The 25,068-nt window shown below is 50.9% G+C and carries 18 protein-coding genes; 4 read left to right on the top strand and 14 right to left on the bottom strand.

Features of this window, described 5'->3' with window-relative positions:
• Positions 1 to 24 precede the first annotated feature (24 nt).
• The gene (locus tag AC6B99_RS14615) at positions 25 to 948 is read left to right on the top strand and encodes an L-lactate dehydrogenase (protein WP_099518115.1); all 924 of its coding nucleotides are present in this window, start codon (positions 25 to 27) and stop codon (positions 946 to 948) included.
• A 66-nt stretch (positions 949 to 1,014) separates the two neighbouring features.
• On the opposite strand, the gene AC6B99_RS14610 is transcribed toward AC6B99_RS14615, so the two are convergent.
• From AC6B99_RS14610 to ggt, 6 genes are all read right to left on the bottom strand, one after another.
• The gene (locus AC6B99_RS14610) at positions 1,015 to 1,230 is read right to left on the bottom strand and encodes a hypothetical protein (protein WP_496663604.1); all 216 of its coding nucleotides are present in this window, start codon (positions 1,228 to 1,230) and stop codon (positions 1,015 to 1,017) included.
• Entirely contained in the window at positions 1,227 to 2,537 is a 1,311-nt protein-coding gene (locus AC6B99_RS14605) for a hypothetical protein (RefSeq protein ID WP_496663603.1), read from the bottom strand. Before AC6B99_RS14605 ends, AC6B99_RS14610 begins: the two co-directional genes overlap by 4 nt.
• A 111-nt stretch (positions 2,538 to 2,648) precedes the next feature.
• The gene (locus AC6B99_RS14600) at positions 2,649 to 4,676 is read right to left on the bottom strand and encodes a CotH kinase family protein (protein ID WP_496663602.1); all 2,028 of its coding nucleotides are present in this window, start codon (positions 4,674 to 4,676) and stop codon (positions 2,649 to 2,651) included.
• A 241-nt stretch (positions 4,677 to 4,917) separates the two neighbouring features.
• Positions 4,918 to 5,796 carry a fumarylacetoacetate hydrolase family protein gene (locus AC6B99_RS14595; RefSeq protein ID WP_494880992.1) on the bottom strand — a complete coding sequence of 293 codons (879 nt, stop codon included), beginning with the start codon at positions 5,794 to 5,796 and terminating at the stop codon, positions 4,918 to 4,920.
• A complete protein-coding gene (locus AC6B99_RS14590) occupies positions 5,797 to 7,170 on the bottom strand; it encodes an amidase family protein (RefSeq protein ID WP_496663601.1) in 1,374 nt (457 codons plus the stop codon).
• A gap of 174 nt (positions 7,171 to 7,344) precedes the next feature.
• Positions 7,345 to 8,925, bottom strand: a complete 1,581-nt coding sequence (ggt, locus tag AC6B99_RS14585) for a gamma-glutamyltransferase (protein ID WP_496663600.1) — start codon at positions 8,923 to 8,925, stop codon at positions 7,345 to 7,347.
• Positions 8,926 to 9,152: 227 nt separating this feature from the next.
• On the opposite strand from ggt, the gene chrS reads away from it, so the two are divergent.
• From chrS to chrA, 3 genes are read left to right on the top strand one after another with little or no spacing between them, the layout of a single operon-like run.
• Positions 9,153 to 9,635 carry a chromate efflux transcriptional regulator ChrS gene (chrS, locus tag AC6B99_RS14580; RefSeq protein WP_494861100.1) on the top strand — a complete coding sequence of 161 codons (483 nt, stop codon included), beginning with the start codon at positions 9,153 to 9,155 and terminating at the stop codon, positions 9,633 to 9,635.
• Between the two features lie 3 nt (positions 9,636 to 9,638).
• Positions 9,639 to 10,259: a chromate efflux transporter ChrB gene (chrB, locus tag AC6B99_RS14575; RefSeq protein WP_056036574.1), complete on the top strand. Its 621-nt coding sequence runs from the start codon at positions 9,639 to 9,641 to the stop codon at positions 10,257 to 10,259.
• A 12-nt stretch (positions 10,260 to 10,271) separates the two neighbouring features.
• Positions 10,272 to 10,814 (top strand): chromate efflux transporter ChrA, encoded by a 543-nt coding sequence (gene chrA / locus AC6B99_RS14570; RefSeq protein WP_056036572.1) that lies wholly within the window; start codon positions 10,272 to 10,274, stop codon positions 10,812 to 10,814.
• A 110-nt stretch (positions 10,815 to 10,924) separates the two neighbouring features.
• On the opposite strand, the gene AC6B99_RS14565 is transcribed toward chrA, so the two are convergent.
• The 8 genes from AC6B99_RS14565 to AC6B99_RS14530 form a co-directional block, all read right to left on the bottom strand.
• Positions 10,925 to 11,452 (bottom strand): tail fiber protein, encoded by a 528-nt coding sequence (locus tag AC6B99_RS14565; protein ID WP_494880986.1) that lies wholly within the window; start codon positions 11,450 to 11,452, stop codon positions 10,925 to 10,927.
• Between the two features lie 25 nt (positions 11,453 to 11,477).
• Positions 11,478 to 11,981 (bottom strand): tail fiber protein, encoded by a 504-nt coding sequence (locus tag AC6B99_RS14560; RefSeq protein WP_494861103.1) that lies wholly within the window; start codon positions 11,979 to 11,981, stop codon positions 11,478 to 11,480.
• 40 nt (positions 11,982 to 12,021) lie between these two features.
• The gene (locus AC6B99_RS14555) at positions 12,022 to 12,546 is read right to left on the bottom strand and encodes a phage tail protein (protein WP_496663599.1); all 525 of its coding nucleotides are present in this window, start codon (positions 12,544 to 12,546) and stop codon (positions 12,022 to 12,024) included.
• 48 nt (positions 12,547 to 12,594) lie between these two features.
• A complete protein-coding gene (locus AC6B99_RS14550; protein WP_056036559.1) occupies positions 12,595 to 17,721 on the bottom strand; it encodes an Ig-like domain-containing protein in 5,127 nt (1,708 codons plus the stop codon).
• 202 nt (positions 17,722 to 17,923) lie between these two features.
• Positions 17,924 to 21,100: an MMPL family transporter gene (locus tag AC6B99_RS14545; RefSeq protein WP_496663598.1), complete on the bottom strand. Its 3,177-nt coding sequence runs from the start codon at positions 21,098 to 21,100 to the stop codon at positions 17,924 to 17,926.
• Positions 21,097 to 21,570: a MarR family winged helix-turn-helix transcriptional regulator gene (locus AC6B99_RS14540; protein ID WP_496663597.1), complete on the bottom strand. Its 474-nt coding sequence runs from the start codon at positions 21,568 to 21,570 to the stop codon at positions 21,097 to 21,099. Before AC6B99_RS14540 ends, AC6B99_RS14545 begins: the two co-directional genes overlap by 4 nt.
• Before the next feature lie 286 nt (positions 21,571 to 21,856).
• Positions 21,857 to 22,744: a hypothetical protein gene (locus AC6B99_RS14535; RefSeq protein WP_496663596.1), complete on the bottom strand. Its 888-nt coding sequence runs from the start codon at positions 22,742 to 22,744 to the stop codon at positions 21,857 to 21,859.
• Positions 22,745 to 23,005: 261 nt separating this feature from the next.
• Positions 23,006 to 25,027 carry an ABC transporter ATP-binding protein gene (locus AC6B99_RS14530; protein WP_496663595.1) on the bottom strand — a complete coding sequence of 674 codons (2,022 nt, stop codon included), beginning with the start codon at positions 25,025 to 25,027 and terminating at the stop codon, positions 23,006 to 23,008.
• Positions 25,028 to 25,068: the final 41 nt, after the last annotated feature.

Raw genomic sequence — 25,068 nt, 5'->3', positions numbered from 1 at the left:
TCATTGGACAGGGAGAGATCGAATATGAAAAAATCAAGAATTGTTGTCATTGGCGCTGGGGCTGTAGGCTCGACAACCGCTTATACCCTGCTGCTTCGCAATCGCATGGATGAGCTGGTGCTCATTGATGCCAATGAGAAGAAAGCGATCGGCGATGCGCTCGACATGAACCACGGCATGCCGTTCCTTGGCGGCACGAAGGTATGGGCAGGCACATACGAGGACTGCAAAGGTGCGGACATCATTATTATTACGGCTGGTGTGGCGCAGCGTCCAGGCGAAGAGCGCATTCAGCTGCTGAAGCGCAACGTGGCGATTTTTGACCAAATTATTGATGAGGTATTGAAATACAACGATGATGGCATTCTGCTTATTGCTTCGAACCCAGTAGATGTCATGAGCTACTTCTCCTTGCGAAAATCCCGCTGGCCCGTTAACCGCGTCATCGGTTCAGGCACGCTGCTCGACAGCGCACGCTTCCGCTATCTGATTGGCGAAGAGCTGAACATTGATCCGCGCAGCGTCCACGCCCCAATTATCGGGGAGCATGGCGATTCCGAGCTGCCGGTATGGAGCCTGTCGAACGTTGCGGGTACGGAGCTCGGACTGAACGACGAACAGAAAGAACGGATTTTCACCGGCACACGCGATGCCGCTTACCAAATTATCGAAGCGAAAGGCGCGACGTATTACGCCATCGCTCTGGCACTCGACCGCATCTGTACCGCGATTCTGCAAGATGAAGGCGCCGTGCTGAACGTGTCGACCCTGCTCGACAACTACCTCGGCGTATCCGATGTATACATTGGCGTTCCATGCGTCGTTGACCGCAGCGGTATCCGCAACGTTCTGGAGCTGACACTGTCCGACGAAGAAACGGCACTGTTCCAGAAGTCGGCGAACAAGCTGAAAGGCTTGATTGAGTCGATTCGGGATGAGATGGAATAATAGAGGGATTGCAAAAACGGGTACCTTTCGGTACCCGTTTTTGTGCTTATAAAAGCACTCAAATCGTTAACTTTCCGTCCTAAGCAGCTCCCAATTCGCACCTTCTCGTATAATTGCCGTTAGTTCCCCGACCGTCCCGCCTTTAGCTAATTGAAGCTGCTGATTCAAGTCGCGAACAGACTGTTTATATTCATCGTAACGAAGCTTTATTAGCTTGTATTTGGAAGATCTTAATTGTTTATAGATCATTGCGAGCAGCCAATCCGCCAAATTCCATTTCAACAGCTTGACTTTAAAAGCTTATTTTTATCTACATAGTAATTTTGGATTCGTTTACGTGCATGGTTATTGACAAGATAGGTACGCAGCTCACGCTCCATTTTTAGCTTCAATTCCTCAAGTTTAATCTCGAACCATTCATATTTTTCATTCTGCTTGTACTTCCTAGCATTTAACATATGTTTTCTGCCAGCTTGAATGGCCTCAAGCATTTGTTCAGCCTCTGCATATTTCCGCCTCATAATTACAGAAATTTTTCTAGCTATGAAATATTTCTGTCTAATCCTTTTTGAACTATATATGAAAACTATCTCAATCAGATTGAATTCAAGCTCATGTTTATTAAATGAAAAATAGCCCTCTATTTTCCCGAAGCCCTTTATCGTTTTCTCAAGCTCGGCCCAATAAATATACAAACTATTATAATGATGCTCTATCCGGGAATGAAGTTTTTCGAGCTGGCCTGTTACTCCAGTTATTACTGTATAGAAAACAACGTCCATAATAATAAAAGCAGTGAAAATATTATTAACATCTTTCATAACATTAAAAAAGGAATAAATAATGAACACAATAAACGCCAGCAAAAAGACGATAATTCTCAAATTCCTATAATGGAGCAAGCTATTGAACTGCATAATTCTCTTGTTTATTGGCGGACTTCCAACCCTGCCGAATGAAAGATTGTAGATGAATTCATTGCTTTTTTTAATCGTATAGGTCACCAAAACAACAAAAAAAGTAAGCGTTATATACATAAATATTTCTTCTGCCTTTAATGATTGGGTACCTATACTTTCAGCACTAGGATTAAAGTCAATCTGAAAGAGGGCTGCGAATTGAATTAATGAAGTTTGAAAAAATGTGTAAACAAAGGATGAAATCATAGATATAGCGATAGTCATCACATTTGATAGCAATACACAGAGCACCAAATTTAGTGCAATAATATCAAGATAAAATATAATATGAAAGGCTATATATATCGGAGTTAAACAGCGCAAAATGAACAGAGATAGCCCGCTTACATAACGGCTAATTTTAGGAAAATTAATATGAAGCCATATGCTAAAACTAGCATATGATAATGCTAATAATAAGAACCATGATAGATGCTTTAAAGACTCCCTATTTGATTTCCAAAATGCCATGGGCTCCTCGTGACCGCCTACATCGCCATTAAAGAGTCCTTTCATACTTTCAACAAATCCGTTAATTAGTACGGTAGAGGAAAAAACAGAATTCTTTATAATAAGAATCGCTGAGACGACGCCTATCAAAGCCATCACAATCCATATATTTTTTTTCACGATGATCCCCTCCCAAAAATATGTTAATCAAACAAAAGAACCGATATCTCTCTAGTTGAAGAGAGTATCGGTTCTTTTGATCTGTGTTTTAATAGCTTTGGTTCATATTAATTAAGCTTTGCTCGTAATCTTCACCGTCGCAGTTGCCGCATCCCAAGCCGCATCCATATCCAGCCCTTCGGAAATGAATCTCACTGGCACGAGCGTCCGGCCGTTCACCACCGAAGCGGGAACATCCAGCGTCACCGCTGTTCCATTCACGTAAGCCGTCGTGCTGCCAATCGTGAGCGTAACCGTGCGGTCGTCCTTGACCGCTGTAATTTTTTTCGTTGCTGCATCCCATTTCACTTCAGCGCCAAAGGCTTCGAAGATGCCGCGAAGCGGAACGAGCACCCGCCCTGATTGATTAACCGGCTCCTGTTTGTCGAAGCTCACTTTGCTGCCATTTAAAAGGACGGAAATAGCTCCCGCTGCTGTAACTGGAGTCGTTGTCGACGGCAGTGGCGTCACGGCCAGCCCCAGCTGCTCCTGCAAGTTAGCCAGTCTGTTGAGCGCAAAAGTCATCAGCGACCCAGCCGCCATCGAGCCCATTCCTTGACCGCCTTGCCCTTGGCCTGCTCCTTGACCTGGACCCTGTCCAGCAGCAGCTTGTCCAGTTGCTGTACCATTGCCTGCGGCAGCATCTGTCGCAGTCGTATTACTAGTGCTTCCTGTCGCGGTTCCCGCATTGTCCGGTCTAGCTGCAGTCGTGCCATCCGGCATCGTCGGCGGTGTCATACCAGCATCATCAGGAGGCGTCATGCCTTCCATTGCTCCACCGCCTGTAGCAGAATAAGCTACATTAGATTCAAACTGCTCTACCGTATAAAATTTAGTCGGATCAGCCGTTACGCTTGGCCGAATAATATCAGCCAGCTCGGTAATGCGATCCTCGATTCCGCCCAGATAGTCCACCAGCTCATTTACATAGGTCAAATATTTGGCCTTATACTCTGGCACTTCCAGCAAATTCCCTATCATTGGGACGCTGTCCATGCTGATGCCCAAGACAGGCACATCAACCGAGGCAGTTGTCGCATTTGTATTGGTAGCTGCCGTCGTTGTGGACGTCGTTGTTGCCGTGGATGTCGTAGTTGTGGTCGCAGTTCCCGCAGTTCCCGCTGCTGCCGCATTGCGACCGGCCCCGCCTCCGCCACCGGAATAGCCGTTAAATGACATATTGAAATCCCATGGCAGGACACTGAATTTTCCATCTGCATCGCCGTACAGCATATAGTTATGGCCCTTATCGCCATTATAGCTGTCGTAGTTGCCCAGTACAGCGTTGCCCGCAATGTATTTCAAGGCCGAGTCTACATCGAGTACGTCCTCGATATTCCCTTTCTCGCCAGCAGGCATATCATTCAGCACGCTAATAAAATTTTTCAACGATGCTTTATCATCCTCTGTGCCAAGCTCATACGTCAGCGTCTCATAGTCGCCGTCTTCCTCATATTGCAGATAGCTTTTCTCGTCCGTATCGTAGAGCACGCCATCGTTGTAATCTTCGCCATAATTTCTTTCCATATAGCTGTCATCAATAGCTTCAACACCTACATAGAAGCCATACAATTCACCATTGATATACAGGTTCGTAAACACTGTCAGCGGGGCATCCAGCCCGATCGAGCGCAAAGCTTCGTAATGCAAATATTCACGTAAAAAAGAAGGATCTGCGTAGCTGTTGTTCAGCACCATTTTATCCAGTCCGAGCAGCGTTTGTTCTTTATCGTATTTGTCGAATTTCAAGCGAAAGCTGTAGCGGTCGGAATCCGTCATGCTGGCAACGGCCTTCAAGGTCAAATTGCCTTTGGTCGAAAATCCTACGTTGCTCAGCACATTGCCGTCTACGTCTACCGTTACCTTTTTATACTCCTTATCCAAGGGGCTGGCCAAAATGCTTTCCCAATCGTCGTCCGCGATCGTCACGTTCACAGTAATGATTTTGTCCCCTTCAAATAGAGACTCATATTTTTGCGCAATGCCCGTCTCTGCAGCATAAACCGCCGACTTGCTCCCGATTGCTCCAAAACCCGATACGGCAATCGTTAGCGACAGAGCGGTAACCGTAACCTTCTTCCACATCTTTTTCAAATTCATAATTTGGATGACTCCTCCTTCAAACCAGATTTCAATTCCAGTCTTAAGGCTAAAGTATGAAGATTAAGTAAATCTTAGGTGAAATTGAAGGTTTGCTGAAAGTTGCTGGTACGCGGCGAAAAAGGCAGGGGGAGCGGCGGCTGTACGCAAAAAAACTCAAGCAGCCGCTCTGCTTGAGTTTTTAGCAATGCCTAGCCTAAGCTTGTTAAGCTCAGGTCGGGTCGAACCAGGGCCTGCTGGGTCAAAAAAGCGGCGAGCCCGCTTTGACCGGATGCAGCAGCGGCTCAAAGCCGGCAACACGCGCCTCGATGACGTCGCCATCGCGAATGACGGCTGCGCCAGGCGTCCCTGTCAAAATCACATCGCCGGGCAGCAGCGTCATGACCTGCGAATGAAAGGCGACGAGATATGCCGGCTGATAAATCATGTTAGCCAGCACATTGCCATGAACAAGCTCGCCATTATGCCAGGTTTCCACTGCCAGCTGGGGCAAGTCCGCGATTTCATCTCGCGTAATCAGCTCCGAGCCGAAGCCAAAAAAGGTATCAAAGCTTTTGGCCCGCGTCAGGAAACGCTGATGCTTGGCATGAATATCCGCTGCCGTAACATCGACTGATACGGCAAAACCTGCTACGCAGTCCAGCGCCTCGGCTTCGGTTATATTTTTGCATGTACGCCCGATAATGATTGCCAGCTCAGCCTCCGCCGTCACATGCTCCGTCTGCTGGGCAGGCAGCTCAATTGCTGCATTTGGGCCGATAAGCGACGTATCCGGCTTCATAAAGCTGACCGGATCAGCTTCAGCGAATAGTATCTCGCGCTCGGCCGCTTCCTTCACATAATTCATGCCGATACCCCAAATTTTTCGGGGATGGCGGTATAATGGCGCAACTGCCAATGCTTCGCTTGGCACTGATTCCAGCTGCGCAAGCTTATTGCTGCCTCCATCGTTATACCATGCCGTCAACGCATCCAGCTGCCCCTCTTGCAGCAGATCAAACACGTTGATGGGCCAATGCGTATGCTCCAACTGATTAATCGTATGGAGCCGCACATAGCGACCGTCAATGTTGATGCACGCTTGCTCGACACCCTCGTAATGGATCGTCACCAGCTTCATCTATTTTGCCGCCTCCCCTTCGTTTCCGCTGCCTGGCTGTTCGCTTCGTTCCCATAATTCCGCATGCTGCGCTATCCATCGCAGCAGCTTCAAATCCTGTCCTGCCCCTGCAATAATGGATAAACCAATTGGCGCTCCATCCACCTCGCCAACCGGCAGCGTTACTTGCGGCAAGCCTGACAGCCCTGCTATACAGCACAGCTGCATCGTTAGAGCACGCTGCTTGTCTGCCGCTTCTCCACTAATGTCGCGGTCCGGCGCCGTTCCGGGAATGGTTGGGATAACAAGCAGGCTATCTGTTCCGAGCAGTTCTCGCAGCTTGGCACGAATGCTGCGCTGTTCCTCTACCTTTTGCTCGCCATCTTCCTTGCGCAAAGTGCTTGCCCATCGAAATCGCTGCGCTATCCCCGGGCCAAAAGCAGGCTGCTCGCGCGTAATCCAATCGCCATGTGTCTGCCAAATTTCCAAACCTTGAATCGTGCGGAACGCTTCAAGCCATTGCTCCAGCCCTTCAGGGGCAAGCGTCAGCCGCTCGGTATTTGCGATAACGGCCTCCAGTTCAGCAACGAGTGGTCTCAGCTGTAGTGCGCTAGCAGAATCCGCCTTGCTCCATGCATCTTCTGCGATCAGCAAGCGGCTGAACGGCTTTACATTCGCAGCGTCCGCTGCGTCTGTTGTTTCCGTTTTGTCCGCTGCCACCTCTGCACGCTCGCTCGCCACTCCTAATGCCGGCTCACCAGTCTCCACGGCATCCGATTCCGCAGCAGCAGCTGCACCGCCCTCCACTCGGGTGGCCGCCTCCGCAGCAAGCAGCAGCTCGCCAACCTTCAGCAGCAGCGTGCTGTCCCGTGCCATCCAGCCTACCGTATCAAAGCTCGGAGCCAGAGGAATGACGCCATCCATCGCAACTGCGCCATGCGTCGGCCTAAAACCATATACGCCGCAATAGGCGGAGGGCACGCGAACCGAGCCGCCTGTGTCCGTCCCGAGCGCAAAATCCACTGCCCCGGCTGCAACGGCTACGGCAGAACCGCTGGAAGAGCCCCCCGGTATGCGACCCGGCGCAAGCGGGTTAATCGGCGTGCCGTAATGGGCGTTTTGCCCATTGAAGCTGTACATTAATTCATCGGTATGCGTTGCTCCGGTCAGTGCCGCTCCCGCGTCAAGCAGCCGTTCAATGGTTGAGGCGGTATGCTCCCCCGCTTCGTGCGTGCGCAGCCAGTCGGGGTTGCCCGCGCTGCTTATATGCCCTTTAATCGCGAACACATCCTTAACCGCAAAACGTAGGCCGTCTAAATTGCCCGTATGAGTTGCCGGAAGCGTGAGCTCCGGCTTAATAAAAGCATGGAATGTATCCATTATTTTATGCTGCATGATTGCTGTCTCTCCTGTCCAACCTGCTCCGCCTATATTCTAGCGATCAGGCCGATTTCGGTATCTTTGCCTACAACCAACTCCGCACTCGCGGCTGAAAAATGGGCTGCCCATCACAGCCGATCTGCTTTACTCTTTGCCATACGTTTTGCACACACTTCCGAGTCGAGCCGCTTACCAGCCAATTGCCGCTCCATCGCTGCGCGGATCAGCTCCGCCGCTAAGGACGCCGTCCTTGCTAATCGTGATCGCATGGGCGTGGCCCATAATGCCGTCAAACTCTTTCATGCGGCGGACATCATGCCCGGCTTTCTCAAGCTGCTCCGTAACCTCGTCTGCTAGGCGGCTCTCTACTTTCAGCTCCTGTGTTTGCGCCCCCCATGTGCGGCCCCACACCCAGCGCGGCTCATTCACCGCCTGCTGCGGATTCATGCCAAAATCAATCATCCGCGTAAGGATCGCCACCTGTGTCTGCGGCTGCCCTTCGCCGCCCTGCGTGCCGAACAGATGGCTTGGCTTGCCATTCAGGCACGCCATGGCTGGCATCAGCGTATGGAAAGTCCGCTTGCGCGGCTCCAAACGGTTCACGTGCTGGGGCTCCAACGAGAAGAAGGACCCTCTATTTTGCAGCAAAATGCCCGTATCCCCAGCAACAACGCCTGAGCCAAACTCAAAATACAAGCTCTGAATGAAGGATACCGCGTTGCCCTCCTCATCCACGACCGCCGCATAGGCCGTATCATTGCCGACAGGCTTCGTATCGATGGAGCAGGCCTCATCCAGCTTAATAGAAGCTGCAAGCTCCGCCGCATAGGCAGGGCTCAGCAAGCGTTCGAGCGGAATTTCCGCAAAATCAGGGTCCGTCAAAAATAAATTGCGGTCGCGGAAGCCGAGCTTAAGCGCCTCAATCATAAGGTGATAATACGTAAACGAGCCATGCCCGTAACTTTTCAGATCATAGTTTTCCAACATTTGCAGCGCCATCAGCGCCACAAAGCCTTGCGAGTTCGGCGGCACCTGGTACACGTCATGCCCACGGTAAGAGCCTTTAAGCGGCGCAACCCATTCGCCCGCATGCTCGGCAAAATCTTCCTTGGTCAGCAGCCCGCCGCTGCTCTGCAAATAAGCAGCGATCCGCTCCGCAATATCGCCTTTATAGAAAGCATCGCGCCCCTGCTCCGCGATAGCGCGAAGACTCGCTGCGAGGTCGCGCTGCACAAAGCGCTCCCCCGCCTGAACAACGCGCCCTTGCGGCAGGTATACCGCCGCTGTAGCTGGAAATTGTGCCAGCATGTCCGCATGCTGCACCGTATTTTCATATTGATCCGGCGACATCGGAAAGCCGTCTTCCGCATATCCAATAGCCATATCTAACACCTGTGCAAAAGGCAGACGCCCATATTGGCTATGCACGGCATGCCAGCCGTCCACCATGCCCGGAACTGTAATAGCGCTGCGCGGCCCGCGTACCGGAATCGCAGCTTCGCCAGCATAAGCCTCGCGCGTTGCAAAACTGCCGGATCGCCCGCTAGCATTATAGGCTCTCACCTGCTGTTCCTTATGTTCGTATGTGAGCCAAAACGAGTCTCCGCCAAGTCCCGTCATATGCGGATAGACGACAGCTAGACAAGCGCTGACCGCAATTGCAGCATCAAAGGCGTTGCCGCCTTGCTCTAGTATTCGCGCCCCTGCTGCCGAAGCCAGATGGTGGGGGCTTACAACCATGGCCTTCGTGCCGGTTATCGGCTTGTTCATGCTATTCCACCCTTTATAAGTCAAGTTATCTGACATGATCTATTGAGTATTAAAGTAACATGGCAGCTCGGCTAGTGGCAACTATAAAATTCTTTTTGCCCACGATTGACAAATTCCATATTGATAAGGAATGAATTTGGTTATATATTTATTCATATCGTAATCGAATCGAACTTATCACATACGTTTTGATATTCTCGCTCGAAGGAGTAAAAGGAGCTTTTCATATGCAATCCAAAATGCCGCCCGCCCAGGCGGAGCACGCCATTGACGATATTGATCGTAAAATCATCGCTGCCCTGCATGTTAATGGAAGGATATCTTACACCGACTTGGCCAAGGATATTGGTTTATCCCGCGTTGCTGTGCAAGCCAGAATCAACACCCTGCTGGAGCAAGGCGTTATTGAGCGCTTCACAGCCGTCATCAATCCGGAGAAAATTGGCGTGACGGTATCGGCTTTTTTCAATGTCGAGGTGGAGCCTAAATTTCTGCATGAAGTAGCCGATCGCTTATCCGAGGAGCCCGTCGTCACTAGTCTGTATCACATGACAGGCCCCAGCAAGCTGCATATGCATGGCCTGTTCACCAGCAATCAGGAAATGGAGCTATTTTTGAAAGAAAAACTGTACCCGCTGCCCGGCATCATGAGCGTTGATTGCCAGGTTTTAATCAATCGCTACAAAAGTAGAATGGGAATGAGGCTGTAAAAAATGGAGACGACAACAAGCGCCAAAGCATATGGACAGCTTTCCTTGGCGATGTTTAAAACGGGCATTTTCGGCTTTGGGGGCGGCCCTTCCGTTATTCCTTTAATTCGGCATGAGGCGGTTACCCGCTATGACTGGATTAATGATGAGGAATTTGCTGAAATTTTGGCACTGGCCAACGCATTGCCCGGACCCATAGCCACCAAGATGGCCGCTTATCTCGGCTACCGGCTGCAAGGCTGGCTGGGCGCGCTCGCCGCTGTACTTGCTCATATTTTGCCTTCGGCCATCGCGATGATCGCCTTGCTGTCCGCTGTACAAATTCTTAGCGGCTCGGCTGTTGTGCAGGGAATGATCGCCGCGGTTATTCCCGTTATCGCAGTCATGCTTGGCGTAATGGCATATGAGTTCGGCAACCGTGCGGTGAAGGGACTGGGCTGGGTAACTGGGCTCATCAGCTGTGCGCTCGCTTTTCTGCTGCTGCAGGTCGTGAATATTCAGGATGCGGTCGTTATTGCCGCCTTCCTTCTCTATGGGGCGATGCATTTCAAGGCTGCCGCATGGGTGAAGAAGTGGAGAAACAATCGGCGCGATAAAGACAACAATACGAGCGCGAGCGCATAAGGAGCAGTCACTATGGATTGGTTGGATTTAATTATTGGTTTTTTTCTCGCAAATATTTTAGGCTATGGCGGCGGTCCTGCCTCCATTCCGCTCATGTATCATGAGGTCGTGGACCGTTACCACTGGTCAACCGATGCTGAATTTTCAAACATACTCGCGCTTGGCAATGCCCTTCCGGGGCCGATTGCTACGAAAATCGCCGCGTTCGTCGGTTATGATGTATACGGCATTCCAGGCATGGCAATCGCGCTTGCAGCAACGATTGTACCTTCGGCTGTGGCGCTGATTTTTCTGCTTAAGCTGCTGCAAAAGCATCGCCAATCTCCCATCGTCAAAGGGATGACGCTGCTCGTGCAACCCGTTGTCGCCATCATGATGCTGCTGCTCACTTGGCAAATGGCAAGCACAGCCGTGCAATCCGCCGGCCTTTGGCAGACACTTGCCATTGCCGCCGTCGCCTACTGGGCGATGGAGCGCAAGAAGATCCATCCGGCGATCGTCATCTGCGTCGCCTTCGCTTACGGCGGCATCGTGCTATCGCAGACGATGGCATAAGGAAGCAGCATACAACCTTCTGCCATTCATCATGAAGAAGAAGCGGCCCTGCACATTCGCCAACGCGTTTGTGCAGGGCCGCTTCTTTTTTATCCTATTCTCCGCTGCTGCTACTGAGCTTTAACCGGATACACGCCATCATCCAGGCAGATAATATAATTTATCGCCAAGTATGGCTGTATATTATTGTGTGCTTGAGACCCCCCGCTTGCAGTTATAGCATTCACATGCATGTTGGCATTCGGCTGTTCTTCATTATACACACTAACTGTAGTACCCCGCGGTGTAGTGGCCCAAATATTATTGATTGTATCCGTCGTATTTCCCAATGTCTGAGCGTTCAACTGATGTGTATGATTCGGCATTTCAAAGGTGGTAATCGTTTCTGTCATGCTGCCGCCCTTTTCATAGCACTTCCTCGGAGTCAGATCTACCCCGCTGCCTTGATGTATCGGCACTAGGCCCCGCAAATCAGGCAATGTAAAATACGTTTTATAGTCCGAGCCAAACGCACCTCCTATTATCGAGTACAATGGTTGATTGTACGGGAGAGAAACCTGCTGTCCATGACAAAAGGCCCAGCCCAGCGGAGCGAAGTTTCCTGTAAATAAGCGAATTTCTCCAATAAAAGCGTCCATGTCAAGCCTCGCTTTCTGATTCTAATTAATTTTTCGGTGGATAAGTCCCTGTCATTGCAATGCAAAAATTTGCGACCACGTAGGGCTGCATATTGGAATGGGCCTGTCCCGCGCCCGTCATCCCGATTGCCTGAGGCGACATGTACCCGTTCGCCGTCTTGCTGTAGGCCTTTGCGCTGCTTTCACTCCATACATTGGAGGCAGCCGCGCCCTTTGTACTTGTGGCTGAGCTGGCAGACAGCGAATGCGTGTGCTGGGGAATTTCATTTATCGTCAAGGCATGCGTTTCTGTTCCGCCGTTCGAATATACAGGGAATACTTCGTCTGTTGTTGGATTTAGGGCAGCCCTTCCCTGCAAATTTGGCAGTTGGAAAGTGGCTTGGCCATCCCCACCGAATTTATTGCCAATTATCGAGAATAAAGCTTGGTTCTCACTCACTTTAAGTATTTGTCCATTGCATTGGGCCCATCCTACAGGAGCGTAGTCGATTGCAAACAAACGTATTTCGCCAAGAAACCATTCTTCCATAAACGCCTTCCTCCTCTTGATTAGCTATTGTCTTATATGCTTAAAACTGCCTCATCGGATAGGTGCCTCGCATACAAATAATATAAGTTAGTGCCATGAAAGGCATCATATTGTTATGTGCCTGATTGCCGCCTACCGTGGACAAAGCAGTTTTGTTCATCGCGGCGTTAGGCGCTGCTGTTCCTTCAAAATATTGCTTGACCGTGCTCGCCGCCCAAAAATGGCCTGTCGGAGACGCCTCATCGCCTGCGGACTGATGGGCTGCCGCCATATGCGTATGGGCCGGCAGCTGTGCCTGCGTCAACTGAACCGTCTCCTTACCGCCTTTATCTTTCAGAGAAAATTTGCTGCCCGTTGAGCTGGTCCCCATATGAATGGGAACCCGGCCCCGATAATCCGGTAGGGCGAACGTCGTTTGCCCGTCCCCTCCGTAGGTTGCCCCGAGAAGGCCGAACAGCGCCTCATTATTCTTAATCGGCAGCACTTGCCCGTTGCATAGTTCCCAATCCTGCGGCGCGTACGTGCCGACAAACAGCCTGATTTCGCCTAAATATGAATCTGCCATTTTAATTTCCTCCTCGGATTATTTGTTCTGTGCCGATTGTTTAGCAGACTACCCGTTGATTAAATCAGCCTGCAGCAGAAGTCTGCGAATGAGTGCAGCAGCCTCCGCACGGGTAATGTCGTCCTGCGGATGCAGCTGTCCGGAATTCCCCGTCACAATTTGAAGCTCAACCGCAGCGGCCATAGCATCTTTCGCCCAACTGCTGATTTCATTCTGGTCCACGAAAGCGGACAGCTTATCCATAGATCCCGAAGCACTCAGCTTCGTATAAGCTACAGCTCTTGCGATAATCGCAATTGCTTCCTCGCGTGTAATTGTCTTTAGGGGGCCAAATGTGCCGTCAGCATAGCCGGTAATAAGACCATAAGCCGCAGCTGTTTCCGTATAACCGGCATACCAGCTTCCGGCCTGTACATCTGAAAACTTACTTTGCCCTTGTAGAGCCGCTGGGCGCAAGCCTAAACCACGTACGATAATCGCCGCAAACTCAGCGCGGGTAATAGAAGCATCCGGAGAGAAGGCCGTCTCGCTCGTCCCTTGTACAACCATGCGGGAGGCCAGGTCGTTCACCTCATCGCGGCTCCAATGCTTCGCCAGATCCTGCATCTCCCGCGGGTGCCAAATGACGGAGTACGTACTGTTCGTCAGGCTGTTGATCACTGCATAATACTTCCCGTTCAGCTTCGTAATATTGGTTGGTACATGATAGAGCTGTCCATCGGAATGCAGCACGACTCCTGTCGTAATACGACTCGCATCAGCGCCCTCCGGCATTGGAATCATCATTTGCACATAGCCGCTGAAAGTGGAGACAGCCGTCTGCTTTCCGTTGTAAGAAGCTGAAATATGGAATTCCAGCGGCGAGGCGGCAATCTCCATACCTTGGCCGGATGCCGCAGCATATACTTGATCAGACTCCGATTTTGCCGATTTTGCTATTGTGATGCTGAAAATAATGTCCTTTAAGCTGTTCTGCGCTCCTAGCTCCTTGGCAATCGCATCCACAGGGATAAGCGAAGCCGGGAATGCATAAGAGGCTGAGGCCGTTTGAATTTCAAGCGTCGCCGTTTTATCTGTCATTACCTTGAGCAGTTGACCATTCAATAAGCTGTTCACGCTATCTGCGGCTTCTGTATACGGAATCGTGACTTCGCGATTGGATTCGGACTCTAGCTTTTTAATGATTTTGTCGTTGTCGAGCGTTACTGTCGCATAGCGCAGCTGATTGCTGGTGAACGTCTGCACCGTAGCCGTCTGCTCTTGCTTCACTCCGTCTACATATACTGAAATGCCGATTCCCGCTGCCACTGTCCCCGTTTGTACGGAAGTGCCTGTTGAAGGAGTTGAACCTGAGCTTTGCTGGGCGCGGGTCACTTTCACCAGGTAAGTACGGCTCGGCTTTGTTGAGTCAGCCGCCATAACCGTGACCGGAATTTCATTCAGACCGACACTTAACTGCACTGTAACCGGATTTTCTGCCGATTGGCCGTTTATCGTTACCGTCGCAAGCGGATCAAAGGCTTCAGCTGTAATCGTCGTTGCTTCAACTGCATAAGCTACATTTTGCTCGTAGCTCAGCGTATCCTTGTGGAAAGTAGGAGAAAGGCTGCCCGTGCTGGTCGAAAGCGCCCCTAATTCGCTAATTCCATAAGGTGTAATATTTACTGTAATAACGGCTGTATCAGAATCCTCCTGTCCGTCCGAAGCTACATATGTGAAGCTGTCTGCCCCTAGCTGACCAGGACTCGGCACATAAACAAACTCATCGCCGTTAATAATCGTCACGCTGGAGGACTTCGTACCGGTTGTGAGCAGGCGGAAGGTCAATGAATCTCCATCCACATCCGTTGCATGCAGCTTTTGGGTCAAAGATGTCAGACTTTCTACATCGTAGCTTGCATTCTCAGCTGCCGGCCGGTCATTCACCGGCGTGACCGTCACCTGGACCGTAACCGGATCGGATTCATCCACCCCGTCAAAGGCCTTTATTGTAAAGCTGTCGTCCCCGTTAAAATCCTGATTCGGCGTGTAGGTGAGTTGATTGCCATTGATAATAACCGCTTGCCCGTGCTCCGCCTGATCGTCGACTAGGAAGGTCAGCGCATCCTGATCCTCATCCGTACCCGACAGTGTCAAGCCCAATACATCGTCCTCATCCATTTGCTGAGGAGCAATCGTCGTCACAACAGGCTTGGTGTTCCCCACAGTCACCGTAAAGCTCGTTGTGCCTTCCGCCAGACTGCTGTCCAATACATGGATCGTAATGGCAGCTGAGCCTTGCATTCCTTGAGCAGGCTCCACGGTAACCGTGCGCTGCTTCCCGCTTCCCGCTAGTGTAATTCCGCTGAGCGGAACAAGAGCGGTATTGCTCGATTCTGCAGTTACTGTAAAATCGCTCGGCTCTGCGTCAGGATCTGTAATAGTAAAGCTTAGAGCCTGCGTAGCTGTATTTCTGCTTATGCTTTGATTGGCAATCGCACTTACCGTCGGGATGTCATTCACCGACGTCACAACCAAAGAAGTCTGACTGTCCACAACTGGCGCAGCTATCCCGTCATCCACCGTCACAGTTAAAACAACGGTCTCCGTCGTTCCCGGAGCAACCCGGTTCGCCTTCGGCGCAAATACCAATTGGCGAATGGCTATAGTCAGATCATCGGCTGTTCCGCTTGCCTCGTATTGACTGCCAACCAGACTGAAGCCGGATGCCTGAAGGGAGGCAGCGGTAAATTCGCCTTTTGCCGCAGTATCCAGTGCGATGCTGACCGTTAGCGTCTGATCGGGATCCGCATCCTCTATCGATACGCCAGTAAAGGGTTGCTCCGTATCCGTATCCAATAGCTCTAATGGAGTTGCGGCAATACCCGTCAATTCGGGAGCGTCATTTACCGGGGTAATCGTAACCGATATCGTACTAACCACCGTGCCTCCGTTGCCATCGCTTACTTCAATTTTAAATACATCCTGACCATAATAATTAGCGTCCGGAGTATATTCCCACGCTCCGCTCGTCGAATTAACCGTTGCGATTCCATGGGTAGCCTGCTGCAAAATGGAATAAGTCAGCGTGTCACCCTCCACATCGTTTGCCGATACTTGTCCGGTAACCGCTGTGTCCTCATCAGTCGTTACAGAATCATCCGCAGCTGTCGGCGGATCATTCACCGGCGTCACAGTTACGGTAATGGTGCTAGTCGCCGTACCTCCGTTGCCGTCGCTAACCAATATCTTGAATACGTCCTGGCCGTAATAATCCGCATTCGGAGCATACTCCCATGCTCCGGTCGACGGATTGACCGTTGCCGTTCCGCTTGCTGCCTGCTGCGATACCGAATACATCAGCGTGTCGCCATCCGCATCCGTTGCGATTACCTGACCAGTCGTACTTGTATCCTCGTCAGTCGTGGCCGTATCGTCCGACGTTGTCGGAGCTACATTTATGTTTACAACCGTTACACTTATCGTACTCGTTGCTATGCCGCCGTTACCATCGCTAACCTCGATCTTGAATACATCCTGACCGTGATAACCCTCATCCGGGTTATATTCCCATGCTCCAGTCACCGGATCAACCGCTGCCGAACCATGAGCCGCCTGCTGCGAAATGGAATACGTCAGTGTATCGCCCTCAACATCGCTTGCCGTGGCCTGACCCGTCGTCTGCTCATTTTTATTGGTCGTCGCGGTGTCATCGCTCGTAACAGGAGGATCATTCACCGGCGTCACAGTTACGGTAATGGTGCTGGTTGCCATGCCACCATTGCCATCGCTAACCTCAATCTTGAATACGTCCTGGCCATGATAATTCGCATTCGGACTATACTCCCATGCCCCCGATGACGCATCAACCGTTGCCGTCCCGTTCACTGCCTGCTGCGATACCGAATAGATCAGCATATCGCCATCCGTATCCATTGCCGTTACCTGACCAGTCATACTTGTATCCTCGTCGGTCGTGGCCGTATCGTCCGACGTTGTCGGAGCTACATTGACGTTCACAATCGTTACACTTATTGTGCTCGTTGCTATGCCGCCGTTGCCATCACTAACCTCGATCTCGAAAACGTCCTGGCCATAATAACCATCCATCGGAGTATATTCCCATGCTCCGGTCGCCGGATCGACCGCTGCCGAACCACGATCCCCCTGCTGCGAAATGGAATAGGTCAGCGTATCGCCGTCCACATCGCTTGCCGTCACCTGACCCGTCGTCTTCTCATTTTTATTGGTTGTCGCGGTGTCGTCGCTCGTAACAGGCGGATCATTCACCGGGTTGACGGTAATCGTAACCGTGCTTGTCGCCGTCCCCCCTTTGCCATCGCTAACCAACACCTTAAATACGTCCTGACCGTGATAATTCGCATTCGGATTATATTCCCATGCCCCCGTTGACGCATCGACCGTTGCCGTCCCATTCGCTGCCTGCTGCGACACCGAATAGGTCAGCATGTCGCCATCGTTATCGGAGCCAGCAATGTTACCAGTCACGAATTCGTCCTCATCTACCGATTCCGTATAGTCTGTCACGGTCGGAGCTTGATTCACAACGGTTTGTTCATAAACAATATACGGATCGGCATCAAACCGATACCGATCAACGTTGGTTCCATTCAAGCTTTCTGTGCCTGTCAGAAAGAATGTTAGCATTCCGTTCGAAGCATTATTGAAATAATTCGTGACATCGAAGGAAAGCAGCTTTCCAGCGACAATTCCACTCATCACACTATCCAATAGTTCGTACTTGCTGGGTGTATTCAGCACATCACTCATGCTAGGCCAGCCTGTATGCGCGTTCTCCACACTGGTTGGAAGGAGCGTCGTCTTGTATGCCCATACTTTGGCGATAGGCGTTCCACGAACGGCCAGACCTTCATCTCCACCACCAAGGTTATTGCCTACATTAATTCGCAAGTAAACCTTGTAACCGGCAGGTGCGCTCGCCGTTTTGTTGAATCGCACAAAAGCATGATACTCCTTCGTGCCTCCATCCTGAATACCAATATAATAAGGAGCCCCTACATAAGCGCCATACGTAAAATCATGCCCGGCTATAGCCGCCAGCGGCGGTCCGGCCAAGGAGCTTGCATGCACCGTTCCAGTTCCATATAGTCCGCCAAATATAAAATGGATTGCTATGATAGCGGTCAATAAACCTATGAATCCCTTCTTCTTCACGCTTTCCTCTCCTTATCCTTATGCTTTTTCCTATCCAAATCCAATTATTATCGCCCTAATTATACCAATTGCCTCTGAACGCATTCTGAACGAGGAGCCGCCCGCTGCATCTGCCAAAATAGCAATTTCACTGCCGCCCATACACAAAAAGCCTCCTTATCCAATGGATAAGAAGGCTTAGTGAATGGTTCATATCTTAATCTTAGGAATGATGCGAAATATCCTTCGTCGTTGAATAACGAGCCTCGTGCTCGCTCTCATTCATAAACGGCCAGTAGTTGGCTTTGCCAAACATGCGCACCATGACTGGAATGAACAGCGGCAGCATAATGAGCGCGTACATGAACAATCCGCATAATACGAGTGTCGCGATTTGCAGCAAGGACATTACACCTGAAGGCAGCATCGCCGCAAAGGTACCACCCAGAATAATCGCAGCCGACATAATGACGCCGCCCATGCTCTTCATCGCTTTCAAAATCGCCTGGGTCGGCGAAAGATCGCGATATTCCCGGAAACGGTCCATTAGGAAAATGCTATAGTCGATGCCCAGCGCAACCAGCATAACGAAACCGAAGAACGGAACCGCCCAGCTGATGCCCGAGTTGCCGAGCAAGCGAACGAAAATCACTTCTGTTATCGCCATTGACGTATAGAAGGTCAACAAAAGCGATGCCATCAAATAAAGCGGCATAACAATGGAGCGGAACAACAAAATCAGAATAATCGTAATGCCGACCAGCATCAGCATCATCGTACGAGAGTAGTCCTCATTCGAAATATTGTTCAAATCATGGTTGGAGCTCGTCACTCCACCTACCGCATAATCAGCCTGCGCATAAGCTGTGCCTTGCAGCGCACGACCTACTGCGGCATTCAAATCTTCGATTTTCGCCATTGTCGCCATATCATACGGGTTGCCGCTAAAAATAACATCGAATTTAGCGCTCATCCGATCTTCGGACATATAAACATCAAGAGCCTGCTGAAATTCCGGCTTCTCAATCGCTTCCTCTGGAATAAACCAGCCCGTCATCTGCTTGTTTGGCGAGGAGCCGAGCTCGCTCAAATAGCTTTTCGCCGACCCAAGACCATCGCTTACCTGCGTGATGCCATCCACGCTTTGATCAAGTCCTTCCGTCAGCTGGCTGAGCTGACCGTTCAAATCGGCAAAGCCTGCTTGCAAATCGGATTGCCCGCTTGCCAGTTGGTCAGCACCCTTCGTTATGTCAGGAACCTTCGTTACAATTTGGCCTTGGCCAGCCGCGGCCTGAGCAATACCCTGCTGAAGCTGGGAAATGCCTTGTGCCAGCTTCTCCAAGCCTTTCGCAAGCTCGCCTTGGCCAGCTGAAGCTTGGGAAAGTCCCCCGTTCGCCTGCTTCAGGCCATCTGTAATGCCGCCCAGCTGTCCATTCATTTGCGTCAATTGCTCACTGAGCACTGTCGCCGTCTGTTCCATCTGGGAAGCTGCGCCTAGCACCTGCGCATAATCAGCATCGGCTGCCAGCTCAGGATACTTCTGACCCAAGCCGCTGATGCCTTTGTGAAGATCAGCGAGCCCTCCTGCCAGCTGCTGCTGCCCAGCCGCAATGCCGCCGTAGGCTTGTGATAGCTGGCCTACGCCTGCTTCCAGCTTTTCATAATTCGCCAACAGCTCTTTGCTGGCTGCTGCCAGTTGGTCGGCGCTCGTTTTCGCCTGCTTCAAGCCTTCAGCAAGCTCACCTGCTCCAGCAGAGCCATCATTCAGCCCTTGCTGAATGCGTTTCAAGCCATCTCCTAGCTGTACAATGCCGCTTTTCAAATCCTTCGTTCCCGCAGCAAGCTTGCCTGCGCCTTCCGCTGCTTCATTAAGCTTTGGCTCATTTTCGCTCAGCTTGGTGCTCGCTTCTGCAAGGCCACTGCTTATTTTTCCAAGGCCTTCCTCGCCTTTGTCGAGGCCGTCCTTCAGCGTGCCCACTTGATCAGATACCATGAGATCGTCAAGCTCTTCGCCTGTTGGGCGAGTCGCACTGCGAACAAGCGCCACGCCTTCCACCTTCGAAAGCTCACGGGTAATTTGTTCAATGGTAGCCAGCCCATCCGTTGTATCCATCGGTACAGCTGTTTTCACCACAACCGTCGAAGGCAGCGATTCACCAGGCCCGAAGCTTTCCGAAATGAGGTTAAAAGCTTTCACCGAATCGTATTTGTCGCCAATTTCATCGAGCGAGTTAAAGGAAACATTGCCTTTGTACGCCACTAGAAAAGGAACCGTCAGAACGATAACGACAACGAGCGCCCAAAGCGGCTTGCGCAGCGAGAAGCTGCCAACCGCTCCCCAGAGCCCGCTCTCCTTATGCTCAAGCGAGCCTTTCGACGGCCAGAACAGCTTGGCGCCAAGCACCGACATAAAGAACGGAACGATCGTAAACAACGCAATCAGCAAAATCGCAATGCCGATCGCTACCGCAACCGCCGAGCGGTACAGCACGAAGGTCGAAAAGCCAATAGAGGCAAAACCGACAAATACCGCAAGGCCAGAAAACAATACCGTTTTGCCCGCTGTCTTATAGGTTGCCAAAATCGATTCCTGAATATCTCCGCCCCGATGCGCCAGTTCTTCCTTAAAGCGGCTGATCAGCAAAATGCAATAATCCGTACCGATCCCGAATAAGACAGCAACGAGGAAAATTTGCGTAAAATTCGAAAGCGGAAAATCAAAATATTCTACAAGAAAGGCAACGATGGATTGGGACAGCAAATAGGTAAAGCCCACCGTCAGCAAAGGTACAATCGGCGCCACGGCCGAACGGAATACGAGGAACAAAATAATCAAAATAAAGCCAACGGTTATAAACTCCGTCTTCTTCAAGCCCTCTTGCGCGCTGGATGCGACATCGTCACCGATAATCCAGCCGCCTGTATAGTAGTGCGTCAATGGCACATCCGCAACGGCGCCGTATAGTCCCTCTCTTATACCGGACAAATCGCCACTTGAGGTATCCACCTTCACAAGCACAAGCAGCGTCTTGCCATCCTCGGACAGCATTTGCTTCTTAAGCTCTTCCGTATCAAAATGCGTCGTAATCGACGTGATATGATATTGTTCCTTCCCAGCCTTCAGCTTTTCCACGCCTTGCTTGGCCGCAGCCAAGTCCGCATCGGACAAGCCCTCTGGATCATGGAACACAAGCACGGTCGAAGAGCCATTGCCCGCATCCTTGCCGCCAATCTCCTCGATCATTTTCTCGGCAATCGTGGAAGAATACCCTTGCGGGACAGCTACTTGCCCTTTTTCACGAACGAGTGCTTCCATATTCGGCGCGCTCACCATTAATCCGACTGTGACAAGCAGCCATACGAGCATGAGTACCCATCTTAGCTTGATTACCGTCTTCATTGCTCTGTTTCTCCTCCTTCTATCCCGTACGTGCCAGACATAACTTTAGCCAGCTTCTCATAGGTAGTAATAAACTGCAGTGCTTCCTGTTCATCAAAATGCTGAATATGCAAGGCCAGCATTTCTTGAATTTTTATTTCGGATTGATCGGTCAACTGCTTGCCCGCTGGCGTTAGCATTAAATACGTAACTCGCCTGTCCTTTGGGTCCTGCTGCCGTTCAATGAGCTGTTTATCGAATAAACGTGTCGTAAGTGCCGTAATGGAGCTTCGTCCTACGCAAAATGTATCCGCAAGCTCGGAAGAGTTCGTCTTCCCCTGCTTCCGCAAATAACGAAGCACCGAATATTGTTCGACCGTAAGCCCCTCCGGCATCGCTTCCCGGAACAAGCTGTTTATTTGACGATTGACGGCAAAATAGGTCGCCTCATAGCGCGCAATAATGTCCAGCAACAGTTTTTGATCTACCATCCCGCTTCCTCCTTTCCATTTATGCTTTCTCTCTAAAATATTCGATAATGAAATAGTTCACTGATAGAACTATATCAAAAACCGCCCGCAAGCGTCAAGCGGCTATTAATAAAAAAATGCATGGGCTCGGCCTATAACAGCTCGCTCTATCTCCTAGTATCACAATGCAAAAAAAAGCCGCGAGGCGGCTAAAATAACCGTCTCACAGCTTCTTCTATCTTGCATGTATGCTTTCCCTTGCTCCTGATGCTCTTCCTGGTCCTGATGATTTCCCTATGCGATCAGCTTAAGCCGATTGATCAGCAGCTGCGTCTGTGTCCGTAGATTCATCAGCTGCCGCATCACGCTTCCCATGCTTGCCTTGATGTCCCGCTTCGTCGCCTTCCGGCTTCTTGAACTCGCCGTTTACGAACTGGGTGACACGCGCGGTCAGCTCAGCGATTTTCGCATCATATTGCTCCTGTGTCAGCTTGCCATCAGCCAGTGCTTGATCCAGTCTAGCTGTTTCTTCGCTGACTTTCTGATCAATGACCTTCTGCACATCAACGCCTTTTGCAGCTGCGACGTCAGCGAGCGATTTTCCAGCTTTCAGTTCCGTTTTCAGCTCATCGACCGTCACGCCAAGAACGGCAGCCGTTTCCTCGCTTGCGAAGCCGCCTTTGCCGAATCCGCCTTTGCCACCGCCACGATGGCCGCCTTCACCGCCAAGACCAGCTTGGCCATTTGAATCTAATATTTTATCAGCTATTGCCGAGCTATCCCACTGCTTGTCTGCTTTTGTCGCATCGGACGCTTTGTCTGGATCTTCACTTTGAAGCTTTTCTTTGCGGGCAGCAGCCGCCGCATCCATCCATTCCACCAGCTTGGCCTTCAGCGTCTCGCGGTCTACGCCCTGAGCGGAGGCGACCTCGGCAAGCGTTTGCGTTTTGAGCTGCGTATCCAGCGTCGCTTCATCAAGCTTCAAATATTCAGCAAGCTGCGTTTTCCACTGTCCAAAGCCGAAAGATCCGCCCTTGTGCTTGCCTGCCTCACGCGTTGCTCCGCTTCCATCCGCGGCGCTTTGCGTGCTTGTATCCGTTGAAGCTGCATGGATGGCCGGTATAGCCAGCGCACCTCCGCCTACCACCAGCGATAATGCAATTGCGCTTGCGACGATCGTTTTCGTACCCTTCATGACTGTATTCCACCTTTCAGTTGAATTTGCCTTACATTTCCTATCATAGGCATCCATTATTAGCTCAGTTATAAACCTAGCTGAATATTACCTGAAAATCGTGAGGATTTATTCAGAAAACCAAGCGTAAACGGCTATAGCCGTCCTCTGGCGGCAAAGTAATTCTTATATTTCAACAAAAAAAGACGGAGCCTCATCAGCTCCGCCCTGCATTCTATACGATCCTGTTCCCTACTCTTGCTGAAAATAAAGCTTTCAGCCCTACGCCGTTACTGGCGCTCCCAGCTGCAATTGATACATCGCGAAGTATTTGCCGCTATGCTCCATCAATTGATCATGGTTGCCCCGCTCAACGATCTCGCCATGATCCAGCACCAAAATTTGATCGGCCTGGCGAATCGTCGATAGGCGATGGGCAATAACGAACGTCGTGCGCCCTTTTTTGAGCACATCCAGCGCCTTCTGAATAATCGCTTCCGTCTCCGTATCGATGCTCGCAGTCGCTTCATCCAAAATCAGAATCGCCGGGTCATACGCGAGCGCCCTTGCAAAAGAAATCAGCTGGCGCTGTCCCGCAGACAGCGTGCTGCCCTTCTCGATAACCGGCGCATCGATGCCGCCGGGGAACTGCATAAACATCTCGTAGGCGCCTACATCGCGCAGCGCCTGCTCTACCCGCTCCCGGCTAATTTCCGGGTTGCCTAGGCTGACGTTCGACGCGATCGTTCCCGTGAACAGGAACGGGTCCTGCAGCACGATGCCCATATGCTGGCGCAGCTGCTGCTTCGGAATTTCCCGTACATCGCGGCCATCAATTAAGATGCTGCCTTGTTTTAAGTCATAGAACCGGAACAGCAGGTTGAGAATCGAGCTTTTGCCAGAGCCGGTATGCCCCACAAGCGCTACCGTCTCGCCCTGACGAGCAACGAAGGAAATCTTCTTGAGCACATAATCTTCTTTTTTATAGGCGAAGGTGACGTCCTTGAACTGCACTTCGCCCTTGTAGCGCTCGATTTTGCCCGTTGCAACATCAATGCCTTCTTCATCCATCAGCTTGAAGACGCGCTCTGCCGATACGCGTGCCGTCTCCAGATTGGAGAGCTGGTTCACCACGCCGACGATCGGCTGGAACATCCGGTTCATGAGATCTATAAAAGCATACAGCGTACCGACGAGCAGCACTGTGCCGAACCAATTGCCCCAGAACATCCAGATGACCACAAGAAACATAATGTTGCGGATGACCTGAACCATATTATGCGAGGTGATGGAGTTTAAATGAAGCAGCTTGTTTTGAAATTTAAAATAATGATCATTCAGCTCATCAAACTCCTCCATCATCTCTTTCTGGCGGCGGAAAGCTTGAATGATCGGCATTCCTTGAATGGCCTCATTGATCATGCCGTTAATTTCGCTCAGCTTAGCTCGAATAACCTTATTGTAATACGCCGCGTAACGGCGATATACCTTGATCCACACGAGCAGCAGCGGCACAAGCGGCAGCGCGAACAACGCCAGACGCCAGTCGAGCAGGAACAATGCCACATAAATCGCCGACATATAAATGATGGCCGAGAAAAAGTTCGCCAATACCGAAACATATAGCTCCCGTACCGCTTCGGTGTCATTCGTAATCCGTGATACGACTTGGCCTGCGGCCAGTGTATCGTAATAATTGACGGGTAGCCGCTGCGTATGCTCGAATACATCATTACGCATGCGGCGGACGATGCTGTTAGCTGACGTTTGCAGCAGCAGCCTTTGGCCATAAGTCAAAAATCCGCCTATGAGCAGCAGCACGCAATAAAGCGCCGCAAGCTTTATAATGCCAGGCGTCTCTGGCTTGTAGAAGGCGAACAGCTCTTTTGCAGACAATGCGGTTACAGGAAAAGCAACCACCTCTCCTGTCGCTTTGCTCGTGAAGGTCATCTGCTCACCCTCTACCTTGCGCTTTCCATCCTCGAAGGGGAGCTGCCCTTCAAGCCAATAAAACGTTCTTCCAGACTGCAATATACGCACACTGTCACCCTTTGGCTCTCCAGCTGTAAGGTGATCCACGCGTTTGTACCATTTCCCATTATGCTCAACCGCGAAGCTATCCTGCTTCGCCGTCTCATACCATGTCTTCTCAATGCCAAGTATGTTCTGGTCGATCATGCGCTTGGCAATGAACGGTCCTGCGAGCTCTGCGGTTACCGCTAACAGCAGCAGCACAAGAGCTCCAATAATCGGCTTCTTATATAGCATGGCGTATTGAAACAATCGTTTACCTGTTAAGCCCATTGTCCCTAGCGCCCCCCATTTCCTTCACTTTTCGTCCGTTG

The organism is Paenibacillus liaoningensis (assembly GCF_059609455.1).
The sequence above is the reverse complement of the archived record's forward strand: the minus strand, read 5'-3'. Positions and strand labels throughout refer to the sequence as shown.